The organism is Flavobacterium pedocola, assembly GCF_053764385.1.
The window spans coordinates 89115-110391 of the sequence record NZ_JBSNCR010000002.1 but is presented as its reverse complement, the minus strand read 5'-3'; the positions used below and the strand labels follow the sequence as shown (position 1 = coordinate 110391).

13 protein-coding genes and 1 tRNA gene are annotated in these 21277 nt (G+C 40.6%); 9 read left to right on the top strand and 5 right to left on the bottom strand.

Going from position 1 to position 21277, the window contains the following annotated elements; all coding sequences use genetic code 11:
• Positions 1-26 precede the first annotated feature (26 nt).
• From ACWPKD_RS04565 to ACWPKD_RS04555, 3 genes are read left to right on the top strand one after another with little or no spacing between them, the layout of a single operon-like run.
• Positions 27-1112 (top strand): diphosphomevalonate/mevalonate 3,5-bisphosphate decarboxylase family protein, encoded by a 1086-nt coding sequence (locus tag ACWPKD_RS04565; protein WP_455411502.1) that lies wholly within the window; start codon positions 27-29, stop codon positions 1110-1112.
• Positions 1113-1164: 52 nt separating this feature from the next.
• Positions 1165-2103 (top strand): mevalonate kinase family protein, encoded by a 939-nt coding sequence (locus ACWPKD_RS04560; protein ID WP_455411501.1) that lies wholly within the window; start codon positions 1165-1167, stop codon positions 2101-2103.
• Between the two features lie 42 nt (positions 2104-2145).
• Positions 2146-3063, top strand: coding sequence for a geranylgeranylglycerol-phosphate geranylgeranyltransferase (locus tag ACWPKD_RS04555; protein ID WP_455411500.1), 918 nt, complete (start codon positions 2146-2148; stop codon positions 3061-3063).
• Positions 3064-3123: 60 nt separating this feature from the next.
• Here the strand turns inward: ACWPKD_RS04555 and ACWPKD_RS04550 are convergent, their stop codons facing one another.
• Positions 3124-6447, bottom strand: coding sequence for a glycoside hydrolase family 38 N-terminal domain-containing protein (locus tag ACWPKD_RS04550; RefSeq protein ID WP_455411499.1), 3324 nt, complete (start codon positions 6445-6447; stop codon positions 3124-3126).
• Positions 6448-6628: 181 nt separating this feature from the next.
• Here ACWPKD_RS04550 and ACWPKD_RS04545 point away from each other — a divergent pair, with 181 nt between their 5' ends.
• From ACWPKD_RS04545 to ACWPKD_RS04530, 4 genes are all read left to right on the top strand, one after another.
• Positions 6629-7531 carry a pseudouridine synthase gene (locus ACWPKD_RS04545; RefSeq protein WP_455411498.1) on the top strand — a complete coding sequence of 301 codons (903 nt, stop codon included), beginning with the start codon at positions 6629-6631 and terminating at the stop codon, positions 7529-7531.
• Between the two features lie 40 nt (positions 7532-7571).
• Positions 7572-7934 (top strand): nuclear transport factor 2 family protein, encoded by a 363-nt coding sequence (locus ACWPKD_RS04540; RefSeq protein WP_455411497.1) that lies wholly within the window; start codon positions 7572-7574, stop codon positions 7932-7934.
• 38 nt (positions 7935-7972) lie between these two features.
• Complete coding sequence (locus ACWPKD_RS04535; protein ID WP_455411496.1) at positions 7973-9739, top strand: DUF885 domain-containing protein; 1767 nt, start codon at positions 7973-7975, stop codon at positions 9737-9739.
• A 101-nt stretch (positions 9740-9840) separates the two neighbouring features.
• Entirely contained in the window at positions 9841-12612 is a 2772-nt protein-coding gene (locus ACWPKD_RS04530) for an AsmA family protein (RefSeq protein ID WP_455411495.1), read from the top strand.
• A gap of 47 nt (positions 12613-12659) precedes the next feature.
• Here the strand turns inward: ACWPKD_RS04530 and ACWPKD_RS04525 are convergent, their stop codons facing one another.
• Positions 12660-18368, bottom strand: a complete 5709-nt coding sequence (locus ACWPKD_RS04525; RefSeq protein WP_455411494.1) for a PKD-like domain-containing protein — start codon at positions 18366-18368, stop codon at positions 12660-12662.
• A gap of 376 nt (positions 18369-18744) precedes the next feature.
• Positions 18745-18818, bottom strand: a tRNA-Met gene (locus ACWPKD_RS04520).
• A 162-nt stretch (positions 18819-18980) separates the two neighbouring features.
• Between ACWPKD_RS04520 and ACWPKD_RS04515 the strand changes: the two genes are divergently transcribed.
• Complete coding sequence (locus ACWPKD_RS04515) at positions 18981-19373, top strand: START-like domain-containing protein (protein ID WP_455411493.1); 393 nt, start codon at positions 18981-18983, stop codon at positions 19371-19373.
• A gap of 51 nt (positions 19374-19424) precedes the next feature.
• Positions 19425-20264: an aminotransferase class IV gene (locus ACWPKD_RS04510; protein WP_455411492.1), complete on the top strand. Its 840-nt coding sequence runs from the start codon at positions 19425-19427 to the stop codon at positions 20262-20264.
• On the opposite strand, the gene ACWPKD_RS04505 is transcribed toward ACWPKD_RS04510, so the two are convergent.
• Both ACWPKD_RS04505 and ACWPKD_RS04500 read right to left on the bottom strand, forming a co-directional pair.
• The gene (locus tag ACWPKD_RS04505) at positions 20261-20821 is read right to left on the bottom strand and encodes a YqgE/AlgH family protein (protein WP_455411491.1); all 561 of its coding nucleotides are present in this window, start codon (positions 20819-20821) and stop codon (positions 20261-20263) included. The genes ACWPKD_RS04510 and ACWPKD_RS04505 overlap by 4 nt on opposite strands.
• Positions 20822-20984: 163 nt before the next feature.
• Positions 20985-21263 (bottom strand): HU family DNA-binding protein, encoded by a 279-nt coding sequence (locus tag ACWPKD_RS04500; RefSeq protein ID WP_026979330.1) that lies wholly within the window; start codon positions 21261-21263, stop codon positions 20985-20987.
• Positions 21264-21277 lie beyond the last annotated feature (14 nt).

Below are 21277 nucleotides of genomic sequence, written 5' to 3'. Positions count from 1 at the left end.
GTATCTTTGCTCAAATTTTCAAGTGTATGATTTCGGAAAAGGATTTTATCCAGAACGACTATGTTTTAACAGCAGAAAGCGGAAGTTTTCAGTGGAGTGCGCCCAGCAATATTGCCTTGGTAAAATACTGGGGAAAGAAGGACAATCAGATTCCTGCCAATCCTTCCGTCAGCTTTACATTGAATAACTGTAAAACCATTACAAAGCTTGCTTTCAGTAAAAAGGAAAACGACGGAACTTTTTCCTTTGATTTGTTTTTTGAAGGGAAACCGAAAGAAGATTTCAAACCGAAAATTTTAAAATTTTTCCAACGCATCGAGGCATATTGTCCTTATTTAAAAGATTTTCATTTTACGATAGATACGGAAAACACGTTTCCGCACAGTTCGGGGATTGCTTCGTCAGCTTCCGGTATGGCAGCTTTGGCAGTGAACGTGATGAGTCTGGAAAAGACTTTGAATCCATCGATTTCGGAAGATTATTTTATCCAAAAAGCATCTTTTTTAGCGCGATTGGGTTCCGGAAGTGCCTGCCGCAGTGTAAAAGGACAAGTAGTGGTTTGGGGAAATCATGCGGAGATTAACGGAAGTTCTGATTTGTTTGGGGTGGAATTTCCATCAGCATTGCACGAAAGTTTTAAAAACTATCAGGATACGATTTTATTAGTGGACAAAGGAGAAAAGCAGGTTTCCAGTACGGTAGGTCACGATCTGATGTTCGGGCATCCGTTTGCGGAACAGCGTTTTTTACAGGCGCACCACAATTTATCTGCCATGAAAAGCGTTTTGGAAAACGGCGATGTGGAACAGTTCATCAAAATTGTGGAAAGCGAAGCTTTAACCCTGCATGCCATGATGATGACCTCGATGCCGTATTTTATCCTGATGAAACCTAATACCTTGGAAATCATCAATAAGATATGGAAATTCAGAAACGAAACGCAAATCCCGGTTTGTTTCACACTGGATGCCGGTGCCAATGTGCACGTTTTGTACCCGGAAAAGGTAAAAGAAAGCGTGTTGCAATTTATTAAAGACGAATTAGTTGGCTATTGTCAAAATGGTCAGTACATTTGTGACGAAATTGGCAATGGCGCTGTAAAATGTAATTGATTTTTTACTACATTTACCTTACTTAAAGACCAAAATAAAACTAAAGCAAAAAATGAAAGGACCGCTTTTTTATTCTAAGATTTTACTTTTCGGAGAGTATGGGATCATCAAAGATTCCAAAGGTTTGTCTATTCCTTATAACTTTTATAACGGCGCTTTGAAAGTGGATGAAAATCCATCGGAAGAAGCTGTAAAGTCTAACATGAGTTTGAAAAAGTTTGTGTCCTATCTAGAGGATTTACAAGCCGAACAACCGGAATTGGTAACTTTTAATTTTGCAACTTTAAAAGCCGATGTGGTTCGCGGCATGTATTTCGATTCCAGTATCCCGCAAGGGTACGGGGTAGGAAGCAGCGGGGCATTGGTAGCGGCTATTTACGATAAATATGCCAACAACAAAATCACGGTTTTAGAGAATTTAACCCGTGAAAAATTATTACAGCTGAAAGCGATTTTCTCACAGATGGAATCGTTCTTCCATGGAAAAAGTTCCGGTTTGGATCCGCTTAACAGTTATTTGAGTTTACCGATTTTAATCAATTCCAAAGACAATATCGAACCAACGGGGATTCCTTCGCAAAGTACGCAAGGTAAAGGCGCCGTGTTCTTGATTGATTCCGGAATTGTGGGTGAAACAGCACCAATGGTAAGCATCTTCATGGAGAATCTGAAAGAAGAAGGTTTCCGCAAAATGCTGAAATCCCAATTCATAAAACATACCGATGCCTGTGTGGAAAACTTCCTGCACGGCGATATGAAATCCCTTTTCGCCAATACCAAGAAATTATCAAAAGTGGTGTTGAACCATTTTAAACCGATGATTCCGGAGCAATTCCATCAGGTGTGGCAAAAAGGAATCGACACTAACGATTACTACCTGAAATTGTGTGGTTCCGGAGGTGGCGGTTATATTTTAGGTTTCACCCAAGACCTTGAAAAAGCTAAACAATCGTTAAAAGATTACAAATTGGAAGTGGTGTATCAGTTTTAAAAGGTAATTTTAAGCTTTAACCCAAATTTCAATTTACAAACCATGCTCACAAGAAAAACAAAATTACTGCTGATGAAAATCCTCAGTTTGTTTTCCGTAGTGCGCGGTTATAATATCCCCATTATTGTTTTAGCGCAATATTTATCTTCAATATTTATTCTGGCTCCGGAAAAAAGAGCGCTTGATGTGCTACTGGACTGGCGTTTATTCATTTTAGTTTTCGTTTCGACCTTGACCATTGCTTCGGGGTATATCATTAATAATTTTTACGATTCTGAAAAAGACCTGATCAACCGTCCCAACAAATCGATGCTGGACCGTCTGGTGAGTCAGAAGACAAAATTGCAGGTGTATTTCGTAATGAATTTTTTGGCTACTGCTTTAGCTTATATCATTTCCTGGCGGGCAGCTTTATTTTTCGCGGTATACATTTTCCTGATCTGGTTCTACTCGCATAAACTGAAGAAGTATCCGATGATCGGAAATTTAACCGCTTCCTTGTTGGCAGTGTTGCCTTTCTTTGGTATTCTGCTTTATTTTAAGAACTTCTATCATGTGATATTTGCCCATGCTACTTTCTTGTTATTGCTGATTCTGATTCGGGAAATGATTAAGGATCTGGAAAATATCAAAGGCGATATGGCGAACAATTACCAGACCATTCCGGTACGTTTCGGGGAAAAAATATCCAAGCAGATGATTACGGCTTTGACGCTTTCCACGATTATTCCGGTATTCATCCTGATTGAAAAATACGATGTGGGCTACATGGATATTTACTTTTACATTAGTCTTATCGTGTTGATTTTTTTCCTGCTGAAACTCTGGAAATCACAAACCCATAACGAATACCTGCAACTTCACAATATCCTTAAATCATTGATTGTGGCGGGTGTTTTCTGTATTGTACTGATTGATCCTTCGGTTTTGGTGCACGGCAGAACTGTATTGAAGCTATAATTTTACTTAAAAAAAACCGAAACAACTTTCCAAGGTACTTCCGAAAAGTTGTTTTCTAATTTACAATTTCAACAAGAACTCAGACACTCCCATAGCTGCCATTTTCACCTCGGCAGTAGCCGGTTTGTTGTCTCCTGATTTCATCTCGATGAAAGAAACTGGTTTTAAGGCTTTCCAAACAAATTTAGTTTGCTGTACAGACTGTTCCGGATTGAACAAACGAATCAAATAGGTTCCGTCTGCATTTGGTGTAATGCTGCTCACCACAATTTGTTGATTGGTCAATTCAAAAAGGGCCATAGGAAGGGAGAACTCTTTTTTAACCGGCAAAGCAATTAACGGCTGTGTAAATTCCGCCGCAGCTTTTTCCATAGCGATATCTTTAACATTGTCATGTGGGCGCAAAGCGTAGCGGACATGAAGCTCTCCCTCCTGATCTGCCTTGTAATTGGTGTGCCAATAATTGTTCATCACATAGCTGAACCAGGTCGAAGTTGGTTTTCCTTCTTTTTTCCATTCCTTATGTCTTTGCTGAACGGTCTGTCTTTCGTCTATGATATTGCCCGGTTCCATCAAAGGTATTTCAAGTAACATCAATTGCATCCCTTTGTCGGCTTTGGAAACATCCAGCCATCTTCGTCCGTATAAATAATCCATGTTCGAACCCGGCAACTGATCCTTTAAATAATGCATAGTGCCGTAGCCTGCATCGATAGTGGTTTGGGTTAATGAAGCATTAAACGGATACCCAAAATGAACTGCTTCTTTGGTTCGAACCGCTTTTTTATCTAAAATGTTTTCAATTAAAACTGCATCGCTTCCGGCATACAATGACACTATTCTTTCCAATTTATTAGCTCCCGGTGCATCCGAAACAATTGATATTGTAGTGACTACCGGTCCATTTTCTATGATTTTTATTTTTACGTTACCGTTAGTTACGGCTTCCTCCGGATTCATGCCCGGAACATACCAATAGCTATTCAACCCTTGATTGTTAAAACTACCAACATAGTTGAAATTTGTTCCCATATTCAAATCAATAATACTGCCGTTGTTTTTATCCCAACGGAACCCTATTTTTCCATTTGACACCGAATTCTCGGTTAGCGTAAATTTAGAGACAGATGATGAAGGTGCTTCATTTACAATTTCATAGGTAGCCGTTCCAAATGCCGGCACATCAGTGGCCATAAAAACATAGTTTCCGTTGCTCAATTTTTGTAATGGTAATCTATTACCCGCCTTGTCTTTTACTGATTTTCCTGTAACTGTCGAGGCAAAGAACACTGGCCCGCTTCGTTTCCAGGAAGAGGTGTTCAAAACGGCAATTTTTTTGGATTCCGGATTGCTCAACGGTTGCAACAGGTTTTTCTCCAAAGCATTGATCTGCTGGTCTCCATCGAGCATGAATTGTTTTTTAATACGCCATTGTTCCGTTACAAATGGGACATCAGGTTCTGTAGTACTATTGTGTGCGCCCCATGTATGCTCATGAAACAGGATAACATTAGTCCAGGCTTCATAAAACTTTTGAGCGTTGTATTCTTTTGGGTTCAGCATCGAATACAGTGTAGTCAATTGTTGCAGGCGCAAACTGTTAACCCTGTTTTTGCCCTCTTCGAAAGCGGTAGAAACAGCGCCATCTTCCCAATACGGGGTTATGTCTCCTTTTACGGTCGGAATCCTATTTCCGTATTTTTTTTCAAAAGTTTCAAAAAGCTGGTCGGTTGTATTCAGTACAATTTTTGGTGAAGCATATTTTTCGTTCCATTGTTTTACAAAATCTGAAATTCCGGTATCAATTGGCCCGTTATCAGCAACTACATTATAGCGCCATTGTACCATTTCATAAGGATAACTCGTTTGAGTAAGCTCTTCCAAATAGGTTGCAATTTTTTTAGGTCCTCGGTCGAATACCCCTCCGGCCAAAGTTCCGTGCCAAGAAGAATATCCTCTGGCTCCCGTCCAAAACAATACTTTTTCCTCTCCTGAAGGCGAAGTCCACCACACCGGCTTATCTCCCCATGTCTTTACAAAATGCCCCACTCTGTCTCCCAAATAAGGATGATCGTTCCCTATAAAATTTGGGCCGCTTGAAAAATATTTTACTCCTCCTTTGGATAAAGCCGTCACGGTAGTCCATGCAAATCCCGGAATATCCGAAATCATGGCGCTGTTAATCTTGAATCCAAATTCTTTTCGGAGTTGCGCTGCGTAGTCTGTGTAATGAAACATTTCCTCAGGCTGGCTCAAGCCGGTAAGGATATTGGCGTACAAAGCCGAGAGACAAATGCTTCCCTCTTTTACAGCCGCAATAAATTTTTCTTTTTGTATTGGCGAAGCCTGCTTCAGATAATTTTCGACCGCCCAAAGCGATTCGATATTCCATTTGAATTTTGCCTCTAGAGGGAAATCTTTGGTTTTTTCAATCATCACCAAAGCATCGTCGATATTCTTAATGTGAATTTTCAATACCTCAGGCTGAAGGTGGGAATAACCAATATCCGTATGGGAATGGTGTATAAAATTCAATTCCCGATAGACAACCGGTTTTAAACGTATGAATTTGTTAACCAATATTTTTCCGGCAGAAGAAACAAAAAACGGTATACTGTCTTCTTTTGTTACGGCATCGACCGGTATGTCAAAACTATTCACACCGTCTTTAATTGTAAAGGAATAGGATTCTTTATTGTTGATTTTGATATTTAGTTTTTCAACTTTTCCGAAATGCAAGGCTGTCAGTACGATAGGCTGTTTTCCGTTTTTTAAAAGAAAAGGCATCAGATTTACTTCTACTTTTTCTTCGAATGAAAATTTGAAAGTCATGTACCAATCATTGCTGTTTTGTGCTTGTCCCACCACCTTAATCCGAATTGCTTTTCCGGGTTTTACTTTATTTATCGGTAAACGAAGAAACGCCAATCCATGAGCATCATACGCCCCGTCTTTTTTGGTTTGCTGAAAAACCAAGGCAGAACTATCAGAAGCCGTGAAATTCCAATCAGGCATTTTGTTTTCGGGCAATGTCGTAAAGGTTAACAATTTCTGATCGTCAACATATAAATCGAAATTGCGGTTTCCTTTGCTTGTACCCGTCGAATGCGCCGCTACCCAACTGAAATAAACGTAATCCCCTTTGCTGTTTTTAGGAACCGGGGCCGTTTCCCATTCGATTGTTTTTTTTCCATCGGTACATCGGGTTAACAAAGCGGTAGTGGCATAGTCCGGAAAAGCTGAAAAATAAGTAATGTTCTCCCCACTGATTTCTTTTGTAAAACCATTAATCCAATTTATTTTTCCAAAATATGGAACCGTAGTTTGTGATTGTCCCTGAAAGCAGATTACAAGCAGGAATATAATCCGGAATATTTTTTTCATTTGTATTTTATTTTGAGGCATTCAAATGATAACTATGAATTTTTAGTAATGTATAGTTTTGTAAATATACTTTATTTAATGTTTTGTTTATAAAGCGCAACGAAGCACCCTCCCAAATTCCTGATTATTAATTCTCATTTACCAAATCCTAATTGCGTATCTTTGCAAAAATTTTACTGAAATGAACAACGGAAAAGGAAATAATAAAAGAGGCGCGTCTGCTGGAAAAGGAAAAACCGGATTTGGACCAAAAAAACCAAGTGGTAGCGGTAAACCGGCCTTCAAAAAAGACGAGAAGAAAACGGGTTTCCCAAAAGCCAAACCTTCTTTTGATAAACCAAAAGGACCGAAAGCACCTAAAAAGCCATCCAATCCTGATGAAATCCGCCTGAATAAATATATTGCCAATTCCGGAGTGTGTTCGCGTCGTGATGCGGATATCTACATCCAGTCCGGTAACGTAAAAGTGAACAACGAAGTGGTGACCGAAATGGGGTACAAAGTAATGCCCGGTGACGTAGTAAACTTCGACGGATCCATCATTACGCCGGAGAAAAAAGAATACATCTTATTGAACAAGCCAAAAGGATTCACGACTTCCAAAGAGGAAGATATGAATTCCAATAACGTGCTGGATTTGGTGCGTAATGCTACCCGTGCAAAGTTGCAGGCGGTAGGGCGTATGGACAAAACTACAACCGGTTTGTTGCTGTTCACCAATGATACAGACATGGTTCGTAAGTTTACGGCTCCGAATCAGCGTTCTTCGAAAGTATACCAGATTTCTTTGGATAAAAACCTGAAATTTGAAGATCTTGAGAAAATTTCTTCGGGATTGACCATTGATAATTTCCGAGTTTATGTGGAAGAAATCAGTTATATCGAAGACCAGCCGAAAAGCGAAATCGGTCTGAAAATGAAAACATCTAATGTTAAGGTGGTGCGCTCTATTTTTGAACACTTAAAGTACGATGTGCTTAAGGTAGACAGGGTAGTGTTTGCAGGATTGACCAAAAAGAATTTACCACGCGGTAACTGGAGATTCTTAACCGATCAGGAAATCATCAATTTGAAAAATATATAACAACCCAAATCCCGCATTGTCGGGATTTTTTAATCAGAATATGAGTCCAGAAACTTTACAATCTATTGCCTTTCGTTGGTTTGATGCCTTCAATACCCAACAACTTGAGAAATTATTATCCCTTTACGATGACGAAGCGAAACACTTCAGCCCGAAACTGAAAATCCGTCAGCCGGAAACCAATGGGCTGGTCGTTGGAAAACAGGCCATGCGCGTTTGGTGGCAGGACGCCTTTGACCGTTTACCAACGCTTCATTACAAAGTAACCTCCTTAACTGCTAACGGCGACAGGGTGTTTATGGAATATATCCGTCAGGTGGAAGGAGAAGAAGATATGCTGGTGGCTGAGGTACTGGAAGTCCGTGACGGAAAAATCATTGCCTCTAGGGTGTATCACGGATAAAATTTGTAGCTTTACTCTTCAATCTTCAACTCAGATACATGAAAAAAACAGTTTTTCTTTCCGTGGCTATGGCCCTTTCACTGCTTTTGGTGAATTGTAAAAAAGAGGAAAAAATGGTAGATTTTAAATCGATAACCGAAAACTATTTCAAAGGAAAAAACGAATTGAACCCGTTGGATGCCACTTTGAACGGGCAAAACGAATACAACGATCAGTTTGTTTTTGAAATGACGGATGCCTATCGTAAAAAGCAGGGTGATTTCTTTAATAGATTCGAAAAAGAGCTTTCAGAAGTGGATACGGTAAACCTTTCCCCGGAAGAGAAAATCAGTTATCAGATCATCAAATGGGAAACGTCCATCGGAAAAGATTTACTGAAACAGGAAGCCAATCTGATGCCGGTCCAGCAATTCTGGGGAACCCATTTAACGATGTCGCAGTTTGCCAGCGGTTCATCGGCACAACCGTTTAAAACCGAGAAAGACTATCGCAATTTCTTAAAACGAATGGAATCCTATTCGATATGGATTGATTCGGCGATGATTTATATGGAAAAAGGTATCCAGAAGCGAATGGTTTTACCGAAAGCCCTGACTGAAAAACTGATTCCGCAATTTGAAGAACAAATCACCCCAAAAGTAGAAGACAATCTTTTTTATTCGACTATAAAAACCTTCCCGAAAGATTTTACGGAAGCGCAAAAAGCGGCCCTGCTAAAAGACTATTCAAAAGTCATCACGGAAAAACTGATGCCACAGTACAGCAAAATGGTAGACTTCCTGAAAACGAAATACCTTCCGGCTTCCCGTTCCACCAGTGGGATTGGCAGCTTGCCAAACGGTAAAGACTTGTATGCGGTTTATGTGAAACAATGGACCACTACCGAAATGAAACCTGATGAAATTCATGCGCTGGGGTTGAAAGAAGTAGCCCGTCTGAAAGCGGAAATGGAGAAGGTGAAAGAACAGGTTGGTTTCAAAGGAACAATTGTGGAATTTTTCGATCATGTGCGCAACAAGCCGGAACTGAAACCGTTCCAAAAACCGGAAGAAGTGATTGCCAATTTTGAGGCCATCCACAAAAAGATAAAACCGAATGTAGATAAGTTTTTCTCGTTACAGCCTAAAACGCCTTTTGAAATAAGAAGAACAGAGGCTTTCCGTGAAAAAACCGCAAGTGCCGAATACGTGCAGGGAACTGCTGACGGTTCTAGACCGGGTATTTTCTACGTGCCGATTCCGGATGTGAAAAGCTATAATTATTACGGAGACGAAGATTTGTTCCTGCATGAAGCGATTCCGGGACATCATTTCCAGATTTCCTTACAGCAGGAAAATAAAGAATTGCCGGATTTCAGAAAGTTTAATTGGTTTGGTGCTTATGGCGAAGGCTGGGCATTGTATACCGAAAGTTTGGGTAAAGAATTAGGATTGTATTCCGATCCGTACCAGTATTTCGGGATGTTGGGCAATGAAATGCACCGTGCTATCCGCTTAGTGGTGGACACCGGTTTGCACAGCAAAGGCTGGACTCGCGAACAGGCCATTAAATATTCCCTTGAAAATGAAGCGGAAAGTGAAGCCAGTATTATTGCGGAAATCGAACGCTACATGGCAATTCCGGGACAGGCGTTGTCGTATAAAATAGGGCAGATGAAATTGCTGGAACTGCGTCAGAAAGCACAAACGCAGATGAAAGCGAAATTCGATATCAAAGTGTTCCATCAGAAAGTATTGGAATCAGGAGTAATGCCGTTGGCTTTACTTGAAAATAAAATCAATGCATGGATTAAAACGGGAAATTAATTTCCCGTTTTTTTGTGCTTAAAACTTATTTAACAAATATTTATGAGCAATTAAGTAAGTGAATACGTTATAAAATGAAAGTTGCGTATTAATTTTGTACTATGAATGCAAAGTCAAAGAAAATAGCACTTAAGTTGTTGAAAATTTCAGGGATAACCTTTGGTTCTGTTATTGCCCTGATGTTCCTGATGCCTATACTTTTTCCGGGGACCATAGCCGAACAGGTAAAAGCTTTTGCCAACCGTAAGTTAAATGGTGAACTGAATTTTAAAGAAGCCAAACTTTCTTTTTTCAATCATTTTCCGTCCTTAACGCTAACCTTAACGGATTTCTCGCTTAAAGGTTCCGCGCCCTACAAAGACAAAACGTTGCTGGTTTCAGATGAAGTTGCTTTTGGGATTAATCTTGCCAGTTTGGTAACAGGCGAAGTGAACATTGATGAGATTTTCATTTCCAATGCCGATATGAATGTTCTGGTGAACGAAAAAGGAGAAGCGAATTACAACGTTTATGTTTCGGATAAAAAGAAGGTCGAGAAAGATTCATCGTCCGTTTCGTTGCGTTTGGACAAAATATTGATTGAGAACAGTCATTTGGTGTACAACGATCAATCAGCTAAAATTCTGATGGACGCCAAAGGTTTCAACTACAGAGGGAAAGGCGACTTGGACAAAGCGATTTTTGATCTGAAAACCAAAATGGATATTGATTCCTTTGATTTTATTTTCAATGGCGAAGAATATCTGAAGGATAAAAAAGTAAACGCCGATTTGCTGACCCAGATCAATACCAATTCCCTGAGTTTTATTTTTCAGGATAACAATCTGATCATCAATAAACTTCCGATAGATTTTAAAGGACAACTCGATTTCCTCAAAAGTGGTTATGATATCGACATCAACTTAAAATCGGAAGACAGTGAACTGCATGATTTCTTTACCGCAATGCCTCCTCATTATGTGAAATGGCTGGAGAAAACCCAGCTGGAAGGAAAAACCGATTTGCTTTTAACGTTCAAAGGCCGTTATAATGTGGCTGAAAACAAAAAACCAGACCTGGCTTTCAATATGAAGGTACGTGACGGATATGTTGCGCACAATCAGGCTCAGATTCCCGCTTCTAACATTTATCTGAATTTTGAAACGAAGCTTCCGTCATTAAACACAGACAAACTGAATGTGAAAGTGGATTCTTTGTTTTTCAATTTAGGCAAAGATTATTTCAGCGGCATTGTTGAAACTAACGGAATCGAAAGCCCGAATGTAAAAGCTAAAATCAAATCGCAACTGGATTTAGGGAAACTGCATCGTGCCCTTGGGATTCAAAATATGGATTTTAAAGGTGTTTTAAATGCCGATATCAACATGAACGGTGTTTATAACAAGGAGAAGCATTTCTTTCCTGTAACCAAAGGAAATCTGGTATTGCAGCATGCCTCTTTGAAAACCGATTATTATCCAAATCCAATCGAAAATATCAACCTTACTGCAAGCGTTTTGAATACCAGCGGGAAATATAAGGATTTGACGGTACGTGTAAAACCTGCCCAATTTGTTTTTGAAGGCAAACCGGTTTTTGTGGATGCCAGTTTTACGAATTTTGATGATATTCTGTACGACATCAATGCTAAAGGTGAAGTGGATTTGGCGAGGATTTACAAAGTGTTTTCCCGAAATGATCTGGATGTGAAAGGCTACGTGAAAGCCGATTTAACCTTGAAAGGAAGACAAAGTGATGCCACCAACGGTAATTACAATAAACTGAATAATAAAGGAACGTTAGTGTTGCGGGATATTCATACGAAGTCTGATTATCTTCCGAAACCGTTTGTGATCAAAGAAGGGGTTTTTACGTTTCATCAGAACAATGTGGCGTTCCGAAATTTCCTTGCTACTTACGGACAATCCGATTTTAAAATGAACGGACAGATGCAGAACGTGATCAATTTCATCATGTCGGATAAGTCGGTTTTAAAAGGGAATTTTAAAGTAGATGCCAATTATATCAATGTAGATGAGTTTATGGCGAATGCCTCCGCTTCCGAATCAAAAACAGCTTTGGAATCGGACACAAAAAAAACATCTGCAGAAACCGGTGTGGTAATTATTCCATCAAACTTTGATTTCAATCTGACCACGAGTATTAAAAAAATCAATTTTGAAGGACTTAATATTGACAATCTGAATGCCAATCTGCAAATGAAAAGCGGCGTGATGAAACTCAGTAATACCATTTTCAGTCTTATCGGAAGTACGTTTAGAATGGATGCTACTTACGGAAGTTTAAGTCCGCAGAAAGCAGCGTTCAACTATCAGATAAAGGCAAAAGATTTCAATGTAAAAAAAGCCTACAACGAAATCAAAATGTTCCGCGACATGGTATCGGCGGCTGAAAATGCGGAAGGAATCGTTTCCGTGGATTATAAAATAGCCGGGCATCTCGACGGCAACATGAAACCGATTTATCCTTCGTTAAGCGGAGGAGGTGTTTTGTCGGTTCGCGATGTGAAGATGAAAGGCTTTAAACTGTTCAACACGGTAAGCAGTAAAACAGGAAAAGATGCTGTGAAAGATCCGAACTTAAAAGAAATCGACATCAAAACCACCGTGAAGAACAACATCATGAACATCGAACGCTTCAAGTTTAAAGTAGCCGGTTTCAGACCAAGGATTGAAGGACAGGCCTCTTTAGACGGAAAACTTAATCTGAAAATGCGATTGGGCTTACCACCTTTCGGGATCATTGGAATTCCGCTAAAAATTACCGGTACTTCCGATAATCCGAAAGTTAAAATCGGGAAAAATTCAGAAGATTTGCAGGAAGCCGAATACGAAGGCGCAGCAAATGATACCATTACAAAGGTTTATCCTTAAAAGATTTATAAATAAAAAAAGCCCTTTTCAAAAGGGCTTTTTTTTATTTATTTAACTACAATTTTTTTGCTGAGCAGGCCATCGGAAGTTTTCAGGTTCACGATGTAAACGCCGGATCGTATGCTTTGCACCGGCAGTAAGATGTTCGGTTGGTTTTCGTCTTCAACGTCCCATTTTTTTATCGATTGCCCAATCAGGTTGAACAGTTGTACTTCCTCAATGCGTAAATCGGTTCGGTTGTTTTTGATGTTCAGAATATTGTCAGCATCTACAAAAACATACAGTCCGTGTGTTAGTTCAGGATTATCATCGCCCAAAGTCACATTGCTGAAGCGTATCGAAAAACGATTGTTGTATTCGGCGATTGGAAGACTGGCTTCAAAAGCACCCGCTCTCAAATCATGGTAAATACCGGTTTGATTGTCATACAAATAAATCTGGGTTTGCTGCGGAATGTTTTCCAGGTCATCCAATTTGATTTTACTTACACCGCTCTGCGCTACTTTTAAGCCGATTGGAAGGATTTGTTCCGGATTGAAGTCTTTCACTGCCTGGATTACGAATTTACCCCCTAAAACGTTCCAATACATGTCTTCGCGATTAGGATCGGCCATTGGCGCGTCGTATCCGATGTCAAACTGATTGGAAGCGATGTTGTCGGCTCCAAGTAAAAGCTGTCGGCGTAATCCGGAAGGGGATTCATAGGCCAGCCTGATTTTAGATCGGTTATCGGTATCGGCAATTTCATTTTGATTTCTGAAGAATACCGAGTTGGCAGGTGATTCATTTCTGAAAGCACGCTGACTGTTTTTTAGCACCACATTACCACCTGTAATTGGACTTGTCATACCGGATGCTCCGGCAATATCGGTGCGGATGAAAAAACCTTGTGCCACTGGGATGTAACGTCTTGGGATTTTGGATCCGGTTGTATTGTTGTCGTTAATCAGCGGATCGTTTGAAATCGCCACTACGCCACCCATTAAGGTATAGGTTGCATAACCGCCTACATATTGGGCCAGATAATGGCTTTGTCCCCCGAAATGATCCCAAAAATATAAAGCGCCGTTGAAAACATTGGTGGCCGCGTTTCCGCCATCTTTAATGTTATCCATGATAAAGGCATTGGCATCTAAAGCAGAGGCATACGGATTACCGATCAGATACAACTGATTCAGCGCAATGTTAAGTGTGAAGGTTCCGTTATTCGGTTTTCCTGCAAAAATATAATTCTGATATTCCGTGTTAGGAGCTGTTCCGGTTACGCCTTTCATGGTATAGCCTTCGCCCACTTTAACACTTCCGGTGCTTCCGATAAGTTGCCATGAGTAATAACTTGTGCTGGCAATCGTATATTTGTAAATCCAGTTATTGCTTAATCGGATCGGGTTGGTTAAGGCGCCATCGGCAAAAGCCACTCCGTTGCCAAAGGTTATATTTGGCGTCCCGAATGGGTCAGCTCCAGAATTGGTTCCGTCCCTTAAAACTTCACCAACCGTGTAAGTCGTATTGTTAGAACTTACCGGAGAAGACCAGTAATTGTAATGGAAACTGCTTTTTGTTCCCTGTTGGTCTTTAATCAGTTTTCCGGTTCCGCCGGCAGGATTGGCCACTGTTCCGTTTTGTACCAATTGTGCTTCTCCCACCAAACGCAAGTCGCCGCTTGTCAGTGTTAAATCATTGGCAACGGTAAGGCGAAGGAAATTAGGAGCATAAACACCTATGGCGCTGTTGGTACAATTTAAAGTGAGGTTATAATAGTTTTCAAAGAAATTATTTTCGGTCGCATTGTTCATGTACTGAATCATGCTGGCAGTGCTGCTGTTAAAAGTAACTGTTCCTGTTCCCGGTACAAAACTTCCGCTGTTCATCCAATTACGTTTGATATGCAAATTGGAATTGGCTGCCATGGTAACCGAAGCCCCAGGACTAATTGTGATGTCACGCGCTATTGCAAGAAAACTGTATGTGGCTGCAAAAGGGCTCAACGGATCAATAATAGGCATTCTTGGCATTCCGGATGGAATCAAAGCATCTATCGTTGCGGTAGGTAAGCCTCGTTGCCAATTGCGGCAGTCAAACCAATCGGTACTTACCAAACCTGTCCAGACACCCGGCGTTCCGTTTAGTACGGTAATGGTTGCCGAACCGGTAATATCTGCAGGTAAGGCGGTACATCGGGAATCATTTAAGGCAGTTATTGTATAAGTCTGGTTAGAGGTTACGTTGGTTATGTTGAAATTATATGGATTTGTATTAATGTTGCTTACTGTGGTTGAGGTGGTTCCGTTGGTATAAGTAAAGCGCCACGGACCTGTACCAGTAAAAGTAACGGTCAAAGTTGCAGTGCCTCCGAAGCAAACATACTGATCGGTTCCTAATACGGCTGTTGGTCTCGGGTTAACAGTTACTGTTACATAAGCCGTTCCGTCAGTGCCAAAACTGTTACATCCGTTTAAGAAAGAAGTAACGGCATACGTTGTAGTCACGGAAGGTGTAACTGTTACGGTAGTGTTGTTGCTTATTAGAGTACCAGTAGTGGCATCTACCCATTGTGTTGAAAGGTTTAGAGGTGTTTCCGGAATAGCGATATTATCTACAGCCCATGAGCTGTTAGTGTTCCCGATATAAGCAAAACGGATTCTTATATTAGGCTGTCCTAAATAAGCGCTTAAATCAATTGAACGAGTATTGGTGTTGAAATTAAGGTAAGGTGTTCTTGATGCTGGACCTGTTGCAGACCACAAGGTCGTGTAAGTTCCTCCGTTTACCGATATCTGTATAGAAATAGACGCTCCGGCCTGGAGGTTATAGGCATCTGCAAAAGTTAAACTGGCTGAGGTTAGTCCAAAAGTGTTAAACGTTGGCGTATAAAGATAGGATGTGTTTCCAGGGGCAAAGGCACCGTTTACTATTGCAAATTTACCACTCGAAGTATAAGTAACTCCGGAATACGTTCCACCATTGGTGGCACTTAATTGCCAAGGATTAGGGTTGGTATTGCTGGATCCTGCATTTAGACAGTTACCGCAACCTCCAACCATCCATCCGGTAGGGTTTGAATTGCTGAAATCACCGCCAGTCGCAACATTTCCGCTTGTGGCAAAACCGCTTTGCGCAGTCAATACTGAAGAATCGCCATTACATATGGTGGAAGGTGTTGCTGTAACCGGGTTCGGTTTTATGTTAGGAATCACATTGATCATGCTTGAGCTTGAATAGGCTAGTGCGCACAGCGGTCCGTTTTGTACCACCGCTCTGAAAACCGTAGTTTGCGTTATGTTGGCGTAATTATAAGTGTCGCTAGTGTTGTTAATAGCTGTCCAGTTTATTCCTGCGTTGGTGGAAAATTCCCAACGGACAACATTGCCTCTGTGGCCGCTTAAATATAAAGTTCCATTGCCTACATGGCATACGGTTGTAACGTTGATAACAGGTGTTATATTCGGCTGTGAGATTGTTACGGCTCCTCCAACAGATATTGCTTCCACGGTAACTGTAGCTATAATCGGTGTGCCGGAACAGCCACTGCGTACCGGTGTGATCGTAAACTGAACGGTTTGCTGTACTCCGGTTGTATTAGTCAATGTTCCTGTAATACTACCGCTGCCACTTGAAGCGATACCTGTAACATTGGCGTTATTGTCTCTTGTCCAATTATATGATGTTCCTGAAATTCCGGTGAAGGCAATTGTAGCAATCGGATTGCCGGAACAGATGGTTTGAGAACCGGTTACTGTAGCGGCAGTTGGAGTAGGGAAGACGGTTACCGTAGCTGTAAAATTGGTGCCTTCACAAGTGGTGTAAAAAGGTTCAATGGTGAAGGTTACGGTTTGGTTGGCAGATGTATTGTTGATTAAGCTGCCTGAGATATCTCCGCTTCCGCTGGAAGGGATTCCGGTTACATTTACAAAGTTGCTTCTTGTCCAATTGTATGTCGTTCCTGCAACGTCACTGCTTAAAATAATAGTACTGATGGCATCGCCTGAACAAATACTTTGTGACTGAGGTGCTGCAGAAGCATTGTTCGGTCTCGGATTTATTAAGGCTGAAACCGAAAATGGTGACCCTGTACAGCCGTTAGCAGTTGGGGTAATGGTGAAGTTTACCGTTTGTGGGGAAGTAGTATTATTGGTTAGTGTTCCGGAGATAGTTCCGGTTCCGTTATTGGCAATTCCTGTTGTGTTTACTGTGTTGTCTCTAACCCAGGCATATGTGGTTCCGGATACATTACTGGTTATTCCGAAGCTTCCTAACGCCACACCCGAACATCTTGTCTGATTGGGTGCAGAGGCACTGATAACCGGTATTGGATTGACCACGATGTCGATGAGTAAATCGTTTCCGTCACAGCTGTTTGCAGTCGGTGTTATGGTAAAGCGAACGGTTCTAGGTGCGTTGGTAGTGTTGGTCAGGCTGCCGCTTATGTTGCCGCTTCCGCTGCTTGCAATCCCCTGAACTATACCTGAGGCAATATCGCCGTTATTTCGGATCCAGTTAAACGTTGTTCCGGCCACATTTCCGCTAAAATTAATATTTGTTATAGCGTCACCGGAGCAGATCACTTGATTACCTGTACTCGCTGAAACATCAGGTGTCGGATTAATCAAAGCTGAAACAATAATTGATGCGCCATCGCATCCGTTAGCGGTTGGTGTAATAGTAAAGTTTACGGTTTGCGGCGCATTAGTGTTGTTGGTCAGGGTTCCGGTGATGGTTCCTGTTCCGTTGTCAGCTATACCGGTAACATTTATTGTGTTGTCCCTAACCCAGGCATATGTGGTTCCGCTGACATTACTTGTAACCCCGAAACTGCCCAAAGCTACTCCGGAGCATCGTGTCTGATTGGGTACCGAAGCATTAGCTACCGGTGTTGGATTCACGATTACCGTAACAGTAATGGGGGTGCCGTTGCATCCGTCTGCATGAGGTGTGATGGTGAAAGTGACTGTTCTCGGCGTAGTAGTTGTGTTTACTAAAGTTCCTGAAATATCACCACTGCCGCTGGCCGCAATTCCGGTTACGATGCCGGAAGCTATATCTCCATTATTTCGGGTCCAGGTAAAAGTGCTTGCTGCCACATTTCCGGATAACAATATTGGTGTTATTGCCGTGTTGGAACAAATGGTTTGTGTGCTTATGGAAGCCAATGCATCCGGTTCGGGTTTTACCAGAACTGTTGTTGTTATTGGTGTTCCGTCACAGCCGTTAGCCGTGGGTGTAATGGTAAAAGTTACGGTTTGCGGAACAAAAGTAAGGTTGGTCAGTGTTCCTGTGATGTTTCCGCTGCCACTGCTGTTAATGCCTGTTACATTTACAGTGTTATCCCTTGTCCAATTGTACGTGGTACCAGGTACCGATCCCGAGAAATTCATGGCTAAGATTGCCAGTCCCGAACATCGCTCCTGATCAGGATTTGTAGCTACAGCTGTTGGAATCGGATTAACTGTAACAGATCCCAGATCGGTGTAAAAACAATCTAAGGTAACATTGTATACGGTATAGTCTGTTGAAGTTGTCGGGCTAACGTTAAAGGTGATGTCACCATTTGAGCCTGGAGTCTGTGAGTCAATCAGGGTTGCTCCTTCCAATAATTGATAGGTTTCACCTGCGACAGCATCACTTACAACAATAGAGGCCTGTTCACCGTTACAAATCTCATCATCTGATACGTTTTTCTGTACGGCGCAGTTTTGTCCATAGGATATATAGGTAATTAGCGAAAATAAAATCCCAAAAAAGTAGTGTTTTTTCATAATCACAAAGTTTATTGTTGAACAAATTTGTAAGCTCTAAACTTTGGGATCCTTTATCGGCAGCTAATGTCAGGTGTTGAAAGGCAACAAAAAACCTTAACGCTGCTTTTATGAATATATAAGTAAATATTGATTTTAAAAGCAGCTTTGCCGGGAAAAGGCATTATTTTTGGAATTCTACAGCTAAGCTAACGATAAAAAAAACAACTATCCGGATTAAGCAGATTCTTTTCGATAAATAGAATTTATTCACGATGAATTACAGTAAAATTCCGTTGAAATCAATCAAAAAACAGAAGGAAATTACAAATTGTGACAGGATTGGGTGAAAATTAAAAACCCTAACTACTTTTGAAACAAGTAATTAGGGTTTTAGTAGCGAGGACGGGAGTTGAACCCGTGACCTCAGGGTTATGAATCCTGCGCTCTAACCGACTGAGCTACCTCGCCATTTTGTCGGTCTTACATCCTTGCTGAATGCGGGTGCAAATATAAAACTTAATTTAAACCTTCCAAACATATTTTTTAAAAAATATTTTTTTTCATTTTTTTCGATTTTCCTTTTTTTTATTACAGTAATTACTATATATTTCGAAAAATTAAATAATTAATATGGAAGGTAAAGTTAGATACGAATTAGAGTTCCCCATCATGTCATCGCCTCAACTACTATATCAATACATATCTACACCTTCGGGATTGCAGGAGTGGTTTGCAGATAATGTAAACTCACGCGGAGAATTTTTTACATTTGTTTGGAACGACTCAGAAGAAAGAGCGCGTCTGGCTTCTAAGAAATCCGGTGAAAAAGTCAAGTTTCGCTGGGTAGATGAAGACAATAAAGATGCAGAATATTATTTTGAGTTACGAATTCTGGAAGATGAAATTACCAAAGACGTTTCGTTGATGGTGGTGGATTTTGCAGAAGAAACTGATTTAGCAGAGGCAAAACAGCTGTGGGAAAATCAGGTTTCCGATTTAAAACATGTTATTGGATCCGTTTAATTTCAATTTATAAAGGTTATATTTGCCCTGGATTTTATTCAGGGTTTTTTTATGATTAATTATAACGGTTCGCTAACCAACGAGTTGACAATTCCGGTTCAGGAAAACAGAGGTTTTTTATTTGGAGATGCTGTTTTTGAAACTATTAAAGTGTTGGACAATAAGGTGCTTTTTCTCGAAGATCATTATTTCAGACTGATGGCTTCGATGCGAATCGTGCGTATGGAAATCCCCATGAATTTTACCATGGAATATTTCGAAAGCCAAATCCTGAAGCTGATCGCCTCGCTTGCACCTTCTGCTTCTTACAGAGTGCGTTTTTCCGTATACCGCCAATCCGGTGGTTTCTATCTTCCGAAAACCAATACTATCGATTTTATCGTCACGGCTTTACCGCTTGAAAATGCTTTGTATGCTATTACAGAAGGCGATTACGAGGTGGAATTGTTCAAAGACTTTTATATGACCAAGCAGTTGTTGTCTACCATCAAAAGCAATAATAAAATGGTTCAGATTACCGGAAGTGTTTTTGCGGATGAGAACGGTTATCAGAACTGTTTGCTGATGAATGATGAAAAGAATGTGATTGAAGCCCTGCAAAGCAATTTATTCATGCTGACCGGAAACAAACTGATCACTCCGCCGGTATCCGATGGTTGTCTGAACGGAATTATGAGAAAACAGCTTTTGGCAATTGCCCGAAAAATGGAACAGTTGGAAGTGGTGGAAGAATCGATTTCACCTTTCGATCTTCAGAAAGCCGATGAGTTGTTCCTGACCAATGTTATTCAGGGGATTCAGCCAATAACCAAATACCGCAAGAAAGAATACCAATCCAAATTGGCTTCGGAATTGCTTGTGAAATTAAATGCCCAGATCCGTTTGGGTTAATTTAGGATAGGGTTTTCAGGTGCGTTGGACCAAATCAGGTATTCGCCGCCTTGTTCCATGATTTTTTCTTTCCAGAAATGGGTGGCCGATTTTCCGATGATTTTGTTCTCATAACTGTTTTTGGAAACAATCCAGGAGTTTTCTTCCAGTTCGTCTTCCAGTTGATGGGAATCCCAGCCGGTGTAACCTAAGAAAAAACGAATGTTGTTTTTCTTGATTTTTCCCTGATTGATCAGGTTTTTAGTGTATTCGAAATCACCTCCCCAATAAATCCCGCTTGAAATTTCAATACTGTCCGGGATAAGGTCCGGAATGTTGTGGATGAAATACAGGTTGTCCTGTTCTACCGGTCCGCCGTTGTAAATTTTGAAATTCGCATTGATTTCCGGGATCAGGTCGTGGATCGTGTAACGAAGCGGTTTGTTCAAGATGAAACCTACCGATCCGTCGTTATTATGGTCGGCTAATAAAACTACGGATCTGTTAAATGACAGATCGCCTATGATTGAAGGTTCTGCAATGAGCAAATTTCCTTTTTTTGGTTTTAAAGATATCATCTTGTCATAGGTTTTAGGTTACTATTTAACACTTTTCCCTTTAGATTAGAATTAAATTTAGCGAAAAAAACATATTAGCCCAAAATAAAACCAATGAAAATCGTTGAAAAGTAAAAAAAAAGCCCCGATTTTATCGGGGCTTTATATTTTCTTTCGTCTAAAACTATTTTTTGTTTACAGAACCTTCTAACTCAGCTCCTGCTTTGAATTTTACTACGTTTTTAGCAGCAATTTTGATAGTTTTTCCAGTTTGAGGGTTTCTTCCTTCTCTTGCAGCTCTTTTAGATACTGACCAAGATCCGAAACCTACTAAAGATACTCTTCCACCTTTTTTCAAAGTTCCTTCTACGTTTTTCAAGAAAGATTCTAAAGCTAATTTAGCAGCTGCTTTAGTGATACCTGCGTCTGCAGCGATTGCATCGATTAATTCTGATTTGTTCATAATAAATAGTTATT